14 protein-coding genes are annotated in these 13,514 nt (G+C 57.8%); 8 read left to right on the plus strand and 6 right to left on the minus strand.

Annotated features, from left to right (window positions below; genetic code table 11):
- Positions 1–300 precede the first annotated feature (300 nt).
- Positions 301–1,830, minus strand: coding sequence for a phosphoribosyltransferase family protein (locus tag VPK24_RS08905; RefSeq protein WP_393012275.1), 1,530 nt, complete (start codon positions 1,828–1,830; stop codon positions 301–303).
- A 339-nt stretch (positions 1,831–2,169) separates the two neighbouring features.
- On the opposite strand from VPK24_RS08905, the gene VPK24_RS08910 reads away from it, so the two are divergent.
- The 3 genes from VPK24_RS08910 to VPK24_RS08920 all read left to right on the plus strand — a co-directional run bounded on the left by VPK24_RS08910 (position 2,170) and on the right by VPK24_RS08920 (position 5,789).
- Positions 2,170–4,500, plus strand: a complete 2,331-nt coding sequence (locus tag VPK24_RS08910) for a hypothetical protein (protein WP_393012277.1) — start codon at positions 2,170–2,172, stop codon at positions 4,498–4,500.
- Positions 4,501–4,709: 209 nt separating this feature from the next.
- Positions 4,710–4,814: a photosystem I reaction center subunit VIII gene (psaI, locus tag VPK24_RS08915; RefSeq protein WP_099534644.1), complete on the plus strand. Its 105-nt coding sequence runs from the start codon at positions 4,710–4,712 to the stop codon at positions 4,812–4,814.
- A gap of 186 nt (positions 4,815–5,000) precedes the next feature.
- Complete coding sequence (locus VPK24_RS08920) at positions 5,001–5,789, plus strand: 7-carboxy-7-deazaguanine synthase QueE (protein WP_393012279.1); 789 nt, start codon at positions 5,001–5,003, stop codon at positions 5,787–5,789.
- A 6-nt stretch (positions 5,790–5,795) separates the two neighbouring features.
- Here VPK24_RS08920 and rsmI read toward each other — a convergent pair whose 3' ends face one another.
- The 3 genes from rsmI to VPK24_RS08935 are packed head-to-tail and all read right to left on the minus strand — an operon-like array spanning position 5,796 to position 8,148.
- Positions 5,796–6,695 carry a 16S rRNA (cytidine(1402)-2'-O)-methyltransferase gene (gene rsmI, locus VPK24_RS08925; protein ID WP_393012281.1) on the minus strand — a complete coding sequence of 300 codons (900 nt, stop codon included), beginning with the start codon at positions 6,693–6,695 and terminating at the stop codon, positions 5,796–5,798.
- Positions 6,696–6,710: 15 nt separating this feature from the next.
- Positions 6,711–7,145: a metal-sensitive transcriptional regulator gene (locus tag VPK24_RS08930; RefSeq protein ID WP_242027834.1), complete on the minus strand. Its 435-nt coding sequence runs from the start codon at positions 7,143–7,145 to the stop codon at positions 6,711–6,713.
- Positions 7,146–7,185: 40 nt separating this feature from the next.
- Positions 7,186–8,148, minus strand: a complete 963-nt coding sequence (locus VPK24_RS08935) for a serine hydrolase (RefSeq protein ID WP_393012283.1) — start codon at positions 8,146–8,148, stop codon at positions 7,186–7,188.
- On the opposite strand from VPK24_RS08935, the gene VPK24_RS08940 reads away from it, so the two are divergent.
- From VPK24_RS08940 to VPK24_RS08960, 5 genes are all read left to right on the plus strand, one after another.
- Entirely contained in the window at positions 8,147–9,052 is a 906-nt protein-coding gene (locus VPK24_RS08940; protein ID WP_393012285.1) for a C40 family peptidase, read from the plus strand. The genes VPK24_RS08935 and VPK24_RS08940 overlap by 2 nt on opposite strands.
- Positions 9,053–9,124: 72 nt before the next feature.
- Positions 9,125–9,346: a DUF167 domain-containing protein gene (locus VPK24_RS08945; RefSeq protein WP_099534638.1), complete on the plus strand. Its 222-nt coding sequence runs from the start codon at positions 9,125–9,127 to the stop codon at positions 9,344–9,346.
- A 275-nt stretch (positions 9,347–9,621) separates the two neighbouring features.
- Positions 9,622–11,049 carry a cysteine--tRNA ligase gene (cysS, locus tag VPK24_RS08950; protein WP_393012287.1) on the plus strand — a complete coding sequence of 476 codons (1,428 nt, stop codon included), beginning with the start codon at positions 9,622–9,624 and terminating at the stop codon, positions 11,047–11,049.
- Positions 11,050–11,059: 10 nt separating this feature from the next.
- Positions 11,060–11,383 (plus strand): hypothetical protein, encoded by a 324-nt coding sequence (locus VPK24_RS08955; protein ID WP_199291436.1) that lies wholly within the window; start codon positions 11,060–11,062, stop codon positions 11,381–11,383.
- 6 nt (positions 11,384–11,389) lie between these two features.
- Positions 11,390–11,914: a pentapeptide repeat-containing protein gene (locus VPK24_RS08960; protein WP_393012289.1), complete on the plus strand. Its 525-nt coding sequence runs from the start codon at positions 11,390–11,392 to the stop codon at positions 11,912–11,914.
- Between the two features lie 163 nt (positions 11,915–12,077).
- Here VPK24_RS08960 and VPK24_RS08965 read toward each other — a convergent pair whose 3' ends face one another.
- Both VPK24_RS08965 and VPK24_RS08970 read right to left on the minus strand, forming a co-directional pair.
- On the minus strand, positions 12,078–12,266 hold the full coding sequence (locus tag VPK24_RS08965; protein WP_393012291.1) for a hypothetical protein: 189 nt from the start codon (positions 12,264–12,266) through the stop codon (positions 12,078–12,080).
- 215 nt (positions 12,267–12,481) lie between these two features.
- Complete coding sequence (locus VPK24_RS08970) at positions 12,482–13,153, minus strand: MotA/TolQ/ExbB proton channel family protein (RefSeq protein WP_099534635.1); 672 nt, start codon at positions 13,151–13,153, stop codon at positions 12,482–12,484.
- Positions 13,154–13,514: the final 361 nt, after the last annotated feature.

Here is a 13,514-nt window from a genome sequence, read left to right on the forward strand (position 1 = left end):
CGGGTAGGATTGGCAATGACCGGGAGACGACTCATGAGCTGGGTGATGCTTCGGGTAGGTCTAGCCTAAAACCGGATTTAGAGCTGCCAAGTCGGCTTTAGCTTCTCTTTATAAATTAGCTCTTAGTCTTCACCCATTCAAAGAAATTCGTCCAAATGAGTTACCTTGAGCGAATTATCTGAACAGTATTTTCTGATAGAGATCAAGCGCTAACTGCCATCGGAGAAAGGGGCTTAAGCCCCTTGTCTTCGTCGATTGATAAAGCCCACAAGGTAGCAATTTAGGCTTTTCAGAGACCCCCTAAGCATGGTCGATCGCCTTGAGGGCGGTGTATTGGGTTTCAGCAATTTTGTTTGCTGCAAATAGGGTGTCGGCAATTTCGCCAAGGGTAAGCACCGCGTGCGATCGATAGCCTTTGGCGGCCAAGCGTTCCTTGGCTCCCGTGTTGTGGTCAATGAACACCACCAAATCAGTGACCCGCAGCCCCACCGATTCCAACTTGCCAATTCCCTCGATCGCGCTTTTACCGGAAATCAAAATGTCATCCACCACCACCGCCGTTTCGCCAGGGGTGAAATTTCCTTCCACCACCCGCTGAGTGCCGTGGGCCTTCACTTCCTTGCGCGGAAAAATCATGGGGCGGTTCAGGTGCAAGGCCAAGCCGGTGGCCGTGGGCAAGGAGCCGTAGGGAATGCCGGCCAGGCGATCAAATGTTAGGGGAGCCACCCGATCGGCATAGGCCAACAGGATTTTGTGAAAGACTTGGGGATTCGAGATGATTTGCCGCAAGTCCACGTAATAGGGAAAGGTGGCCCCGGAGGCCTGCACATAGTCACCAAACAAAATGCAACCCAAGTCGAAGAGCTGCACAATCAATTCCGCGTGGGGATGGGCGCTGGTGTTGGTGCTGGCGGGAGCGGGCAACCAAAGGGGGCAGGCTTCCGCGATCGGCCCGCAAACGGCCGTCTGAGCTTGGGTGAGTCGATCGCGCAGTTGCATAATCTGGCGACGGGGTTCCGGGTGGCTGAGGGCCGCCCGAGGCACCAGCACAATCAATCCATCACCATCGGCCGCCAGGCCCGCTTGCAGGGTTTGGCGCAGATTGGCATCCAGCCGATCGCCCGTGGCCGCGTCCAGGTCTTGGCTGTAGTCCACCGTTGCCAGCCCCGCCCCTGACCAAGCCCCTCGCAACAGAATGGGCGCTTCTGGAGCCACCGCCCGCAGCCGCCGCAAGATTTCCGGATCCGCCGCTTCCAGTTCCAAGCCCATTTGACTGGGAATGCCCCAGGTTTGCACCTCGCGGGCCAAGCTGAGGTAGCGGGGTTCGGCCTCGGGGGCCGGGTCTTGCAAAACGCGGGCGGAGGGATTTTCGGTGTAACACAGGGCAAACAGGGCGCGATCGGCTTGGAGCAAAAAGGGCGCGGCGTGGTCTTGGCCCGAAAAGGGCACGATCGTCACGGCATCCACCTGCCAGCGATCGAACGCTGTGCGGGCAAACAGGCCGCTGTTGATCCAGTCCGCATGTTTGGCATCCAAAATGACGGGCAACTCTGCCGGAATCGTGTGCCGCAACAGGTCTTCTAATAGGGCCAAGCCCGCTGCCCCAAATAGCAAATAGGGATCGATCGCCACCTTATAGGCACAAACCAAATCCGCCGTTTGGGCCACCATCGTTCGCAGCCAGTCCCCCAGGGCCGTCAGGGGGCGATCGACTCCGGCCGCAATGTCGGCCACAGCCGCTTCCAAAAAGTCAGAACTCGGATCCAAACTGAGGCACAGCAAACTCCCGCGCGATTGGGCCGCCCGGTGTAATTTATCGATAAATGTCATAGGAATCGCAGGGAAATCTCAACAGAAATTTCAGAGAATGTCTGAAAAGGAGCTTAGATTATTGGCAAAACACCTGAACCCGGATCACCGGCTGAGAAGCTTTGAATTGTAGAGAGTTAGACCCCTTTGCTCCGTCAATTGCCATACGGACAGAATGCCCCGGAGTAGCCCAGGGTTCCCTGGTTAATGGAGTAGGATAGGGGCACTTTTTCCGCTGAACGCCGTTGTGGATGGGCCGGGGATTTAACCTTGGGGTTGAATTCAGGAATTCCAGTCAACGGTGCTGGCTTTGGGCGTTGCGCGCGCCGCTAAATCTTCACCCTGCGGGGCACGTTGTCGATGGAGTATTGCGAGTTTTTGCTGCAAAAGGAGGGCGATCGGGCTTGGTTGCCACTGGAGTCGCCCAGCGTCGAAGTTTTGGAAGGACGCTATCGCCTGATTGCCCGATCGAGCTATCCCGATGCGGCAGTGGAAATTCGTGTGGGCTACCAGCCGGACGGGGCGATCGGGGGCACTAGCCAACGCACCCAGTCCCGATCGGCCCAAACCAATGTCAATGGGCTGGTGGTGGTGATTCCGTTCACGGTGTTGCGGCCGGGGCTTTGGGAATTTAGCTGTCGGCAATCGGTGGGTGAGGAGGCCGATCCGACAACCACGGGGCCCACCTGGCGCTATGCGGTGACGCTGCAAGTGTTGGCCGTGGAGGCGGAAGATTGGGTGGATGTGGAACCGCAACCGGCGGCGGATGCGCTGGCCCAGGCATCCAACGGGTCAGAAGTGGTGAGCCGATCGCCCGATGAATTCTCCCCGTCCCATGGCACGAATGGTGCTGAGGGGGCCGTTGAAAAGGTCATGCCGGAGCTAGTGGCGGAAGCGAACGCAGCGAACGAGCTGGCCGATTCGATCGCCCCGAAAATTCCCCAGGCCACGGAGCCGGAGTCTATTGCTTCAGAAATCGTTTCAGGAATCGCTTCAGAAGTTGCTCCAGAAATTGCCCCAGAGAGCACCCCAAAAAACACTCCAGAAATTACCCCAGTAATTGCCCCAGAGCCAGCCTCGGCCAAGCCCCCATCGATTCCTCTGCCGGCCTTACCGCCCACGGAACCCTTCACGCCCCCGATCGAGCGGTTGATTCAGGTGGAAGACGATCGCCTATTGCGCATTGCCGATCGCCTATTGCAGCAAATGGTGGAACCGGCGGAACCGGATCCCATGGAAACGATCGACCCGCTGGTGGCCGCCAGCCAGCTTCCTCCCTTGCACTTACGGCTCGATCGCACCACCTACATCACCGCTTGGGGCGATCAATTGGTGTTGCAAGGCAGCTTGGATTGGGCCGAACCAGCCAAGGCCCCCATGCTGGCTCAACTGCCGCCCACCTTGGAATGGCGGGTGACCCTGCGCGATCCCAACAGTCAGCGGGTGTTGGTGCGGTTGCGCCAGCCGATCGCCGGGTCACGCTGGAGCCGGCCGAGCGATCGCCCCTTGCCGGGTCAGTTCACCTGCGCCGTGGAATTGCCCCTGGAAGCCAGCACCTTTTTGATGTTGGGCGAGCTGGCTTTGTATCCCCACAGTTTGCCCAGCGCCGAACCCCTTACCAGCCAGGCCTTCGCGGTGGCCGCCGATGCCGATGCCCTGTTGCGGGCGATCGAGCCGGATTTTCGCCCAGAGGATTGCACAGAGGACGATCGGGCCTCGGCCGCGTTGCCGCACGAATCCCTGCCGTTTCGACCCAATTCCCAAGCCCCCGCCAAAAAGAGCTTGGATCTGAAGCTGCTGAACTTTGTGCAACCGGCGAAAGCGCCCATGTTGCCGTCCATGTCGCCGTCCATGTCGCCGTCCATGGACTCCGCGCCGTCGATGCCCGAGGCTGCGCCCGAACCGATCGCAGGTGTTGAGTTGCCAGAAGCTGCCATTTTGCAAGGGTTGCCCCCCGCTGCGCCAATTCCCACCGCCAACGGCCCGGCCCCTTGGGCGATCGACCCCTTACCCAGTGAGCCTTCGCCCTTTGATGCGCTGCCCAAGGGTCACCGGTTCTGGTCAAGGCTCACGGCCTTGGCCGATGACCAAGATCTACGGGCCTGGATGCGGGCCCGAGGAGAGGGAGTTGCGCCCGCCCCGGAGCCACCGGATCCCGATGCGGACTGGACGGCCGGCGAAGTGCTGGTGGATGACCTGTTGCCGCTGCAAAACAGATCCAATGGCTGGTCTGCCCAAGCCAGCCCGCCGCCACCGCCCGCCGATGCCACCTTGCCACCCACGATGCCGATTCCACAGCCCACGATCGAGCTGTTGACCCATCCCCTGGTGGCGGAAACCACGGCCACCTTGCGGTTGCGAGTGACGGAGGTGCCCTCACGACTCTGCATCAAGGTTTGGACGAGCGATCGACAGACACGCCAAATCTTGGAACCACCGCGCTGGCTGTTGGAGTTGCCCCCAAATGGCCTGGGAGAATTGGAAACCCGTGTCACCTTGACCGTGCCGGCCCTGGTGGCGGAATTGAGCATTGAGGCGGTGGTGATGGAGTTGGCGACCCACCGCGAAAGCCGCAAGACGGTGATTGTTGCGCCCGTGTTGCCCCCCGAGTCCCACCCCGATCGCCCCACATTGGATCCATTGGCGATCAACAACCTGTTTGAGGCCCTGTCGCCCTCCCGTTGGGATTAGGGCGGAATTGAGCCTCCGGTAAAGGATCCAAAACCCAATCACAGGGCATGTTGGGGGCGATCGGCTCCCCGCATTGGTTCAAGCGTTGGTTTAAGCGTTGATTCGCTTGTTTGTTAAAAATCTTTAGCAACCCCACGCCACACCGGAGGCCAGCTCGTACAGTTAATGGGAAATCCTCTGAATTCGATTAAGAATAAGGATCTTTTCCCATGGCAGCCTCTTTTCTTCCTTCGATTTTCGTGCCGATTGTTGGCTGGGTATTTCCTGCTGTAACAATGGCCCTGCTGTTCCTGTATATCGAAAGCGACGCTTAACAAAAAATCGCAAGCGAAGCTGTGCGTAGCCTGCCAAATTCCCCGATCACGGCCCTGAATCACAGCGAGGGCAATGACTGGGGAGATTGCAGTTTGCCTTCTCCTTGAATCGAGTTGATTAAATCCAGACCGCTGGCTGTCTAAGATAGTTAGCGGTTTTTTGCGGGCGAACAGCGCCTGAAGATCATGAGCGATCGGGTGGCGACGGCACGGTTAATTGAAGTTTTTTCAGCAATCCAGGGTGAAGGGCCGATCGTGGGCACGCGGCAACTGTTCATCCGGTTTGCCCAATGCGATCTGCGCTGTGACTATTGCGATAGCGATCGCACCTGGGTGGCTCCCGATCATTGCGACATTGAGCAAACCCCTGGCCTGCGAGATTTTGTGACTGTTGCCAACCCCGTCAGCCAGTCGCAGCTCCTGGACTGGGTGCAACAGCTCGATCGCCCCCATCTACACGACAGCATCAGCATCACGGGGGGCGAACCCCTGTTGCACAGTCGTTTTTTGCAAGATTTCTTACCAGCCTTGAAGACCGTTTCCAGCCTGCCGGTTTATTTGGAAACCGGGGGCCATCGGCCACAGCAGTTGGAATCCCTGTTGCCTTGGCTGGATTGGATTGGCATGGATTTGAAGTTGCCCAGTGTCAGCAGCGAAACCCACTGGGAGGCCCATGGGGAGTTTTTGCGGTTGGCGGTGGCAGCGCAAAAGTGGGTGTTTGTGAAAGCGATTGTTTCCGAAGCAACCACGCTGGCGGATCTGACTCGATCGGCTGAGTTGGTGGCGGCGATCGATCCCCATTTGGTTTACGTGATGCAACCCGTTTCGCCCTTGCCCGCACCGATTAAGCCCGATCGCCAACCCCCGCAAGCGCCCCAGCCCGAACAAGTGTTGGCTTGGCAACAACACCTGAAACAGTGGTTACCGCAGGTGATTGTGATTCCACAAACCCACAAGGCGATCGGGCAACTTTGACCGGCCCTAATCGGGAATTTTGAGGGACAACTCGTAGACCGATCGCTTGGGCAAGTTCAGTTGGCCGGCAATCTCGCGGCTGGCGGCCGATCGACTCATCCCTTGGGTCATTCGATCGGCCAGAGCGGCGATAATCTCCGCTTCCGTGGGTTGGTGGGCCACCGGGAGCACTCCGCCCACAATGAGCACAAATTCCCCCTTGATGGGACAGGCGGGATTCTCGAGAGTCCAGGTGGCGATCGCCTCCGAGAGGGAACCGCGCCAAAACTGTTCGTAGCGCTTGGTCAGTTCCCGGGCAATCGCGATCGGTCGTTGGTCGCCGCCGTGGTTGGCCAGGTCTTGCAGGGTTTCCCGCAGGCGGTGGGGCGCTTCGTAAAGAATCACGGTGCGGGCCTCTTGGGCCAGTTGAGCCAGTCGATCGCGCCGTTCTTTGCCCTTGGTGGGTAAAAATCCTTCAAAACAAAAGCGATCGGTCGGTAAGCCGGAGCCAATTAGCCCCGCGATCGCCGCGCAGGCTCCCGGCACTGGCACAACGGACAACCCCGCCGCCCCGCAAGCCGCCACCAATGGCACGCCCGGATCGGAAATGCCCGGCGTACCTGCATCGCTGACTAGGGCAATCGCCTGGCCCGCCCGCAGTCGATCGAGAATTTCGGGAATCCGTTTGGTCTGGTTGTGTTCGTGATAGCTCAGTTGGGGCTTGCTGATTTGGAAGTGGGCTAGCAGCTTGCCCGTGTGCCGGGTGTCTTCCGCCGCGATCGCGTCCACTGCTTGCAAAATTCGCAAAGCTCGGTAGCTGATATCTTCCAAATTCCCGATCGGGGTGGCCACCAAATACAGGGTTCCCGGCTGCACTGTTGTGACTTCGCCCACGGTGGTCGGCGCTGGGGAAGGCGTTGCCGTCATCTGCCGAACCTCCCCCTAGATTAAAAAGCGATCGAGCGCCGCTTTCAGTTCCGCCAATTCCGCGTCAATGTTGCCCTCGCGTGCTGCTCGCACAATGCACTCATTCAGGTGCTCATCCAAAATGGCCCGCGCCACCCGATCGATCGCACCGCGCACCGCCGCCAACTGAATCAACACATCGGGGCAATCTCGCCCATCCTGCACCATGGCCTTGATGCCGCGCACATGGCCTTCAATCCGCGACAGACGATTCACAATTTTGCGAATCGCTTCCGGGTTGTGGGTGTGGCTGTGGGACGGGCCATGGCTATGGCCGTGAGCATGGCTGGGAGCGGGATTGGAGTCGAGATGCTGGGCAGAGCTGGGGGCGGGCTGATGGGACTGGTCGGAATCAGCGGAAGGGTGAGGGTGATTATCAGGTTGTGCAGGGTCGTGATCAGGACGATTCAAGGGATGGAACGCAACCAGATTCAAAGGGGCAGTTTGGATTCTAACGCGATGGCTCCGGGTTTCCGAGCGATCGCACCGCTTCGAGGGCCCCGTGAGCAATTTGGGGCAGAATACTGCGATCGCGATCGCCCAAAGGCGCATCGATCGCCACCACCAGCCCAAAGGGCCGCCCATCCACCGGCTCCACATAGGCACAATCCCACCGCACCCGGCTCATCCACCCCGCCTTAGACCACAGGCGCGTGGTGGGGGGCAACCCTTCCCCCAAAAAACCGGTGACTTGGTTGTAATCCGGGTCCAAGCTGGCCACGGTGGCCGGATCGAGCGATCGCGCCAGGAGGTTCATCAGCGTTTGCGATCGCGCCGCCGACACCGCCACCCCACCCGCGATCGCATGGAGCAGCCGCGCCACCGCATCCGTCGTCAAATAATTGCGATTGCTGTAGTCTGCCGCCAAAAAGACTCGCTCGCGACCATAGGGCCCATCACCCCAAGTTTTTTGGCAAACATTAATAGTTTGGAACTCTTCCCAACCAAACGATTGCAAATAGCGATTCACGATTTGTCGTTGCTGTTGCCAGGTTTCAAAGGGGCCCGCTGGCAACTCCGGGCCGCTGGTGGTTCCCGACAACACATCCACCAAATAGCTCGTGGCATCGTTGCTGGAATTGACGATCGCATCATGCAGGGCCCGATCGACCTCTTCCGTGGGCGAAATCATGCCCTTTTCCAACCATTCCTGCACGGCCACCGCGTAAAACAGCTTGACCACGCTGGCCGGATAAATGCGCTCCACGCCGCGATAGCTGAACCCACGTACCGGATGGGCCCAAAAATCCGCCGGAGCCAAGGCCCCACCCGTGTTCACCATGTAGGGCGGATCGTAAACCCACCAGGTCAGGGCCAATTGGTTGCGGGCTAACAGCGGATATTGGATCCATAGCCGATCGAGCAGTTGTTTTCCCAACCGCTCCAGTTCCCCATCCTGTTGGTAAAAAATCATGCCTACGGTGTTTGGCGTGAACCCAACGATTCTCGCCTATGCTTGGGGCGATCGTCCTTGTTTGCACCGGAGACCTTCCATGACCTCGATCGCCCTCGATCGCGTGCTGGCTGACTTGGGCCAACCGATTCCCGATCGCCCGGAGTATCGCTGCACCGAACCCCTAGACCTATTCACCCGGCCCGACGGGGAAGAACTGAGCACCCAGGTGGCTCCCGGGCGACAACTGTGGTTTCGGCAACTGTCGGCGGATTTGGCAGCAGGTTTGGACACTGGTACAGAAGCCAATTCGGGAGCCAATCTAGAAGCCAATTCAGGAGCCAACGGGGATTTCAATCAAGGGGCGATCGAGGTGGTGCTTTGCGAGGATGACTATGCCGCTTGGTTGCCCCTGGCCGCTTTGGCTCACCTGGCCCCGGCCATTGGCCCCTATCGGGCCCCGATCGTGTCGAGATCGGCCATTGTCGATCGAATTCCCCAGGCGATCGCCTTTGCCCAAGCGGCCATGGCCGTTCCCCATTGCTATCTTTGGGGCGGCACGATCGCCCCTGATTATGACTGCTCTGGCCTCATTCAAGCGGCCTTTATGAGTGTGGGCGTTTGGTTGCCGCGTAATTCATATCAACAACAGGAATTCACCGAGCCGGTTGAACTAGAGAACCTGCAACCCGGCGACTTGCTCTTTTTTGGAATGCCCACCAAAACCAACCATGTGGCGCTGTATTTAGGCAAAACCATCGGACAACATTGCTATCTTCACAGTTCCGGCTATGAACAGGGGCGGGGAAGAATTGCCGTTGATTTTTTGTCTGATCAAGGCGATCGGGTGGCGCAAGCTTATTTTTCCCAATACAAAGGAGCCGGTCGCATCCACAGCAGCTATCAACCCAGCCTCAAGGGCTAATTCACGGTTCATTCACCGATCTGCTGTGGCGCTTTGATCGCCCTCAAGCGAACAATTGACTTCAAACTAATGATGAAACTGGCCGTAAAAGTCAAACCCAACAGCAAACAACAGAAAATTGTTGAAGAAGCCGATGGGGGGCTAACCATTTTCTTAAAATCTCCCCCGATCGATGGCAAGGCTAATCGCGAGTTAATTCAACTCCTCGCGACCCATTTAGGCGTTAGCAAATCAGCAATCACGATCAAAGTTGGCCAAGCGGGCCGCCAGAAAATCATTGAAGTTGCAGACTAGCGAGCAAAGTCCAAGGCGGGTCAGGCGAGCAAATGAGGGATCCCTTGAAAGCAATCCCATAAAATTGAATCAGCATCGATCGCCCCGACGACAAGCGCTAGGGCCCTCAGGATTGGGATAGGATAAGCGCGATCGCCCCTCTTGCTCCACATCGATCCATGACCGATTCATGGTCGATCCCCGACATTGGCATCCGATCGAACCTTGAGGTCGAACCTTGAGATCGAGCATTGGTTTAGATCACTTAGACCGTCAGACCGCCCCTCCAATTCCCCATGTCGCTCCAGCTTTACAACACCCTCACCCGTCGCAAAGAACCCTTCGAGCCGATCGAGCCGGGTCGGGTGCGGATGTATTGCTGTGGCGTAACGGTCTATGACCACTGCCATTTGGGCCATGCCCGGTCATACATCGTTTGGGACACCCTGCGGCGTTTTTTGCAATGGCGGGGCTATGACGTGCGCTATGTGCAAAACTTCACCGACATTGACGACAAAATTCTTAATCGCGCCAAAAACGAAGGGGTTTCCATGGAGGCGATCGCCGATCGCTACACCGAAACCTACTTTGAAGACATGGCCCGGCTCAACATTCGGGAAGCCGATGCCTATCCCCGCGCTACCCACACCCTGAACGGCATTCAGCGCTTGATTGCCGAATTGGAAGCCAAGGGCGTGGCCTATGCGGCCGGGGGCGATGTGTATTTTGCAGTGCGTAAATTTGCGGACTACGGCAAGCTCTCCGGCCGCAAATTAGACGACCTGCAAGCCGGAGCCAGCGGCCGCACGGATGACGAAACCACCAAAAAGCAAGATCCCTTCGACTTTGCCCTTTGGAAAGGAGCCAAACCCAACGAACCGGCCTGGGAGTCCCCTTGGGGGCCCGGCCGGCCAGGCTGGCACATTGAGTGCTCCGCCATGGTGCGCCAAGAGTTGGGCGAAAGCATTGATATCCACGTGGGGGGCGGTGACTTAATTTTTCCGCACCACGAAAACGAAATTGCCCAATCGGAAGCGGCCACGGGCCGTTCCCTAGCCCGGTTCTGGTTGCACAACGGCATGGTGAACGTGGGCGGCGAGAAGATGTCGAAATCCTTGGGCAATTTCACAACCATCCGCGCCCTGTTGGATGCACCGGAGGGGCCTCACCCGATGGCCCTGCGGTTGTTTGTGCTGCAAGGTCACTACCGCAAGCCCATGGACTTTACGGGGGAGGCGATCGAGGCGGCCAAAAATGCTTGGAACACGCTCAAAGAGGGGCTGTTGTTCGAGGGGCTAGGGGATTTCAACGGTGCGTCCACCTATGACCCCACGGCGCTCGATCGATTCCGGGCGGCCATGGATGACGACCTGAACACACCGGAAGCCTTGGCCGTGCTGTTTGAGCTGGCGAAGGAGTTGCGCCGAGAAAAGAATCTGCGCGTCCATGAGGGGCAATTTTCCCAAGATGCCGCCGCGATCGCCCAGCAGTGGCGAACCTTGGTGCATTTAGCGGATGTGTTGGGCCTAGTGGCCACAGCGGAAACCCCAACAGAAACCCCGGCCGGCCCCAGTGATGCGGAAATTGAAGCCTTAATTGCCCAACGGACGGCCGCCCGCAAGGCCAAAAACTTTGCCGAGTCCGATCGCATCCGCGACGAGCTGAAAGCCCAGGGCATTGTGTTGATCGATCGCCCCGGTGAAACCGCCTGGCATCGAGAATAGGAGGACGACCATGGCCGATCGCGATTTGTTTCAGCGGGCCAATGCGCAGGGCATGAAGCGATTTTGTGAAGGTTGGCATCGGGCCCAAAACCAACGCTACTTGCTGCGATCGCAACTGGGGTTTAGCCAAGCCAGCACCCCCCATCAACCGGCCGTCTGTCGGGGCTGCGAAAACTATCACGGCATCGCCTACGGTTACAGCCGCGATCGACGGGCAAGGCTGATTTGCGGCATTCACCCCTTTGGTTGGTCAGGAACCGATCCTTGTCCCGATTGGCGCGGGGCGATCGAGCCGGAATTCTCCACTGCGACCTCCGACGACATCAACCGGTAATTGGCCATGATCAATCTCCGAAACCTGGGAACCCAAAGCATCGGTAAAAACATCGGCAAACGATTGCTCCTGGTGTTGGGGCTGGCCCTGTTGTGGGTTTTGTTGGGAGCCTTGCCCGCCCAAGCGATGGGCAACTACAGCAAAACCAACCAGGAAGGGCAGAATTTTGCCGGTGAAAACTTGGTGGGCGCAGCTTTTTTGGCCACCGATTTGCGCGATGCCAATCTGGCGGGAGCCAACTTGAGCAATGCCACCCTCACCCAAGCCACCCTGCTGCGAGCTAACCTGCAAGGTGCGGATTTAACGGGCGCTTTGATCGATCGCGCAGTGTTGGAACGGGCAGATTTAACCCAAGCGATCGCCCGTGAGGCAATTTTTACGCGCTCAATTTTGGCCGACACCGCGATCGAGGGAGCCGACTTCACCGATGCATTGATCGATCGGTACGACGTGGCCCAACTTTGCAAAGTCGCCAGCGGCATCAATCAAAAAACCGGTGTCAGCACCCGCGAAAGTTTAGGTTGTGATTAGTGCTCATTGCGCTTGAAATCTCTGAACAGCAGATCAGCATGAACCTTATTGCTGTTGAGTTTCGTACCTCAACCCAACCTACAAAATGACCGCTGATCAGCTCATCTGGGGCAAAGAATTTTAAGGATAAGGGCTTATGCATTGATCCGCGCAAGAGGTCTAATTAACGAGCTTTCCAAGTGCCGCCATAGCGATAGTGCGGATTGGTGGTGCTTTGCTGTTTTTGGCAACGGGGACAGGCCAAAACCCATTGATCGGTGCGATCGACCTGGATTCGATAGCGCACCAATGACAGAACCTGGCAGAGTTCACAGGGTCGTGGTTGAGGATTGGCTGTGCGACGACGCGGCATGACAATTAATAGAAATTAACAGTAATCGGAAGCAATCAACGGCGATTCAAGACAATTTCAATCAACTCAAATCATTTCAATCAACGGCGATTCAAGGCAATTTCAATCAACTCAAATCATTTCAATCAACGGCGATTCAAGGCAATTTCAATCAACTCAAATCACTTCAATCAACGGCGATTCAAGGCAATTTCAATCAACTCAAATCATTTCAATCAACTTAAATCGAAGGGAACCCCGCCATTGGTTTCCCAATGGTGACGATAGAGCAATTCAAGCTGGCCGCAATGCTGGGCGATCGCCGCCACCTGCCGCCGATACAAACTCCGAAACACATTCGCCACCAGCAGCGCCCCAATCGCTACCACCAGGCCCGTGGCCGTGGACACCAACGCCTCGCTCAGACCCGAACCGATGCCCGCGCCATTGGGGCCGCCCGTGGAGCCGATGCTGTCCCAACGGAGAGCCGCAAAGGATCCCATTAAGCCCAACACCGTGCCCAACAGGCCCAAGAGGGGCGCAATGCCAACGATCGTGTCGAAAGCCGTACCAAACCGCTTGAGTTGAGGCAGTTGGGCTTGGGCGGCGCTGTCAAGGGCTAACCGAAACTCCTCGGGGGTGGGGCGATCGAGCGTGAGCGCCGCCAGGAAAATTTGCACGATCGGCCAATCCTCTGGAGCCGATCGCAACAAACGCAGGGTGCGATCGGTATCGGGTTCCCGCCCATACAACACGAGCGCCTCCCGAATTAGGAGCGGTTGTTCCTGGGCCAAGCGCCACCAAAACCGGCCCCGCTCCACCGCCAGGGCGATCGTGGCGATCGCACAACCCGCCAAAGGAACCATCACCGCCCCACCGGCCACAAACCATTGCCATACCGACGACATCGAGCACCTACTCCCCTTGCAACACAGCGGGTTGATCTAGCGGCCAATCATGGCCCGTGGGCCAGCCGAAATTTAGCCAAACCCAAACCCAATCAAAAACAAGCCTGGCCCTATGATGCCCGATTGGCGATGGCTGGAAGTTGCTGTGCTCCGTCCCGATCGGGGCGATCGGCCCCAGGCAATTGACTGTAGTGGGGATTGATCCCTACCATTGAGTTACATTAATGGACTGTAAAGAATCCCCAACCTTTTATCATCGCCGGTGCGATCGCAGCAACTCGATCGGCGGGCCTGCATCGCCGGTGCGATCGAGTCGCTGCGATCGGTGGGCCTGCTTTAGAGCAAATTGATCGCCGCGATC

Source organism: Limnothrix redekei LRLZ20PSL1, assembly GCF_043235035.1.
Lineage (GTDB): Bacteria > Cyanobacteriota > Cyanobacteriia > CACIAM-69d > CACIAM-69d > CACIAM-69d.

Coding starts and splice junctions, on each gene's coding strand:
- VPK24_RS08905 (WP_393012275.1), bottom strand. CDS start 1,830: ATGACATTTATCGATAAATTACACCGGGCGGCCCAATCGCGCGGGAGT.
- VPK24_RS08910 (WP_393012277.1), top strand. CDS start 2,170: ATGGAGTATTGCGAGTTTTTGCTGCAAAAGGAGGGCGATCGGGCTTGG.
- psaI (WP_099534644.1), top strand. CDS start 4,710: ATGGCAGCCTCTTTTCTTCCTTCGATTTTCGTGCCGATTGTTGGCTGG.
- VPK24_RS08920 (WP_393012279.1), top strand. CDS start 5,001: ATGAGCGATCGGGTGGCGACGGCACGGTTAATTGAAGTTTTTTCAGCA.
- rsmI (WP_393012281.1), bottom strand. CDS start 6,695: ATGACGGCAACGCCTTCCCCAGCGCCGACCACCGTGGGCGAAGTCACA.
- VPK24_RS08940 (WP_393012285.1), top strand. CDS start 8,147: ATGCCTACGGTGTTTGGCGTGAACCCAACGATTCTCGCCTATGCTTGG.
- VPK24_RS08935 (WP_393012283.1), bottom strand. CDS start 8,148: ATGATTTTTTACCAACAGGATGGGGAACTGGAGCGGTTGGGAAAACAA.
- VPK24_RS08945 (WP_099534638.1), top strand. CDS start 9,125: ATGAAACTGGCCGTAAAAGTCAAACCCAACAGCAAACAACAGAAAATT.
- cysS (WP_393012287.1), top strand. CDS start 9,622: ATGTCGCTCCAGCTTTACAACACCCTCACCCGTCGCAAAGAACCCTTC.
- VPK24_RS08955 (WP_199291436.1), top strand. CDS start 11,060: ATGGCCGATCGCGATTTGTTTCAGCGGGCCAATGCGCAGGGCATGAAG.
- VPK24_RS08960 (WP_393012289.1), top strand. CDS start 11,390: ATGATCAATCTCCGAAACCTGGGAACCCAAAGCATCGGTAAAAACATC.
- VPK24_RS08965 (WP_393012291.1), bottom strand. CDS start 12,266: ATGCCGCGTCGTCGCACAGCCAATCCTCAACCACGACCCTGTGAACTC.
- VPK24_RS08970 (WP_099534635.1), bottom strand. CDS start 13,153: ATGTCGTCGGTATGGCAATGGTTTGTGGCCGGTGGGGCGGTGATGGTT.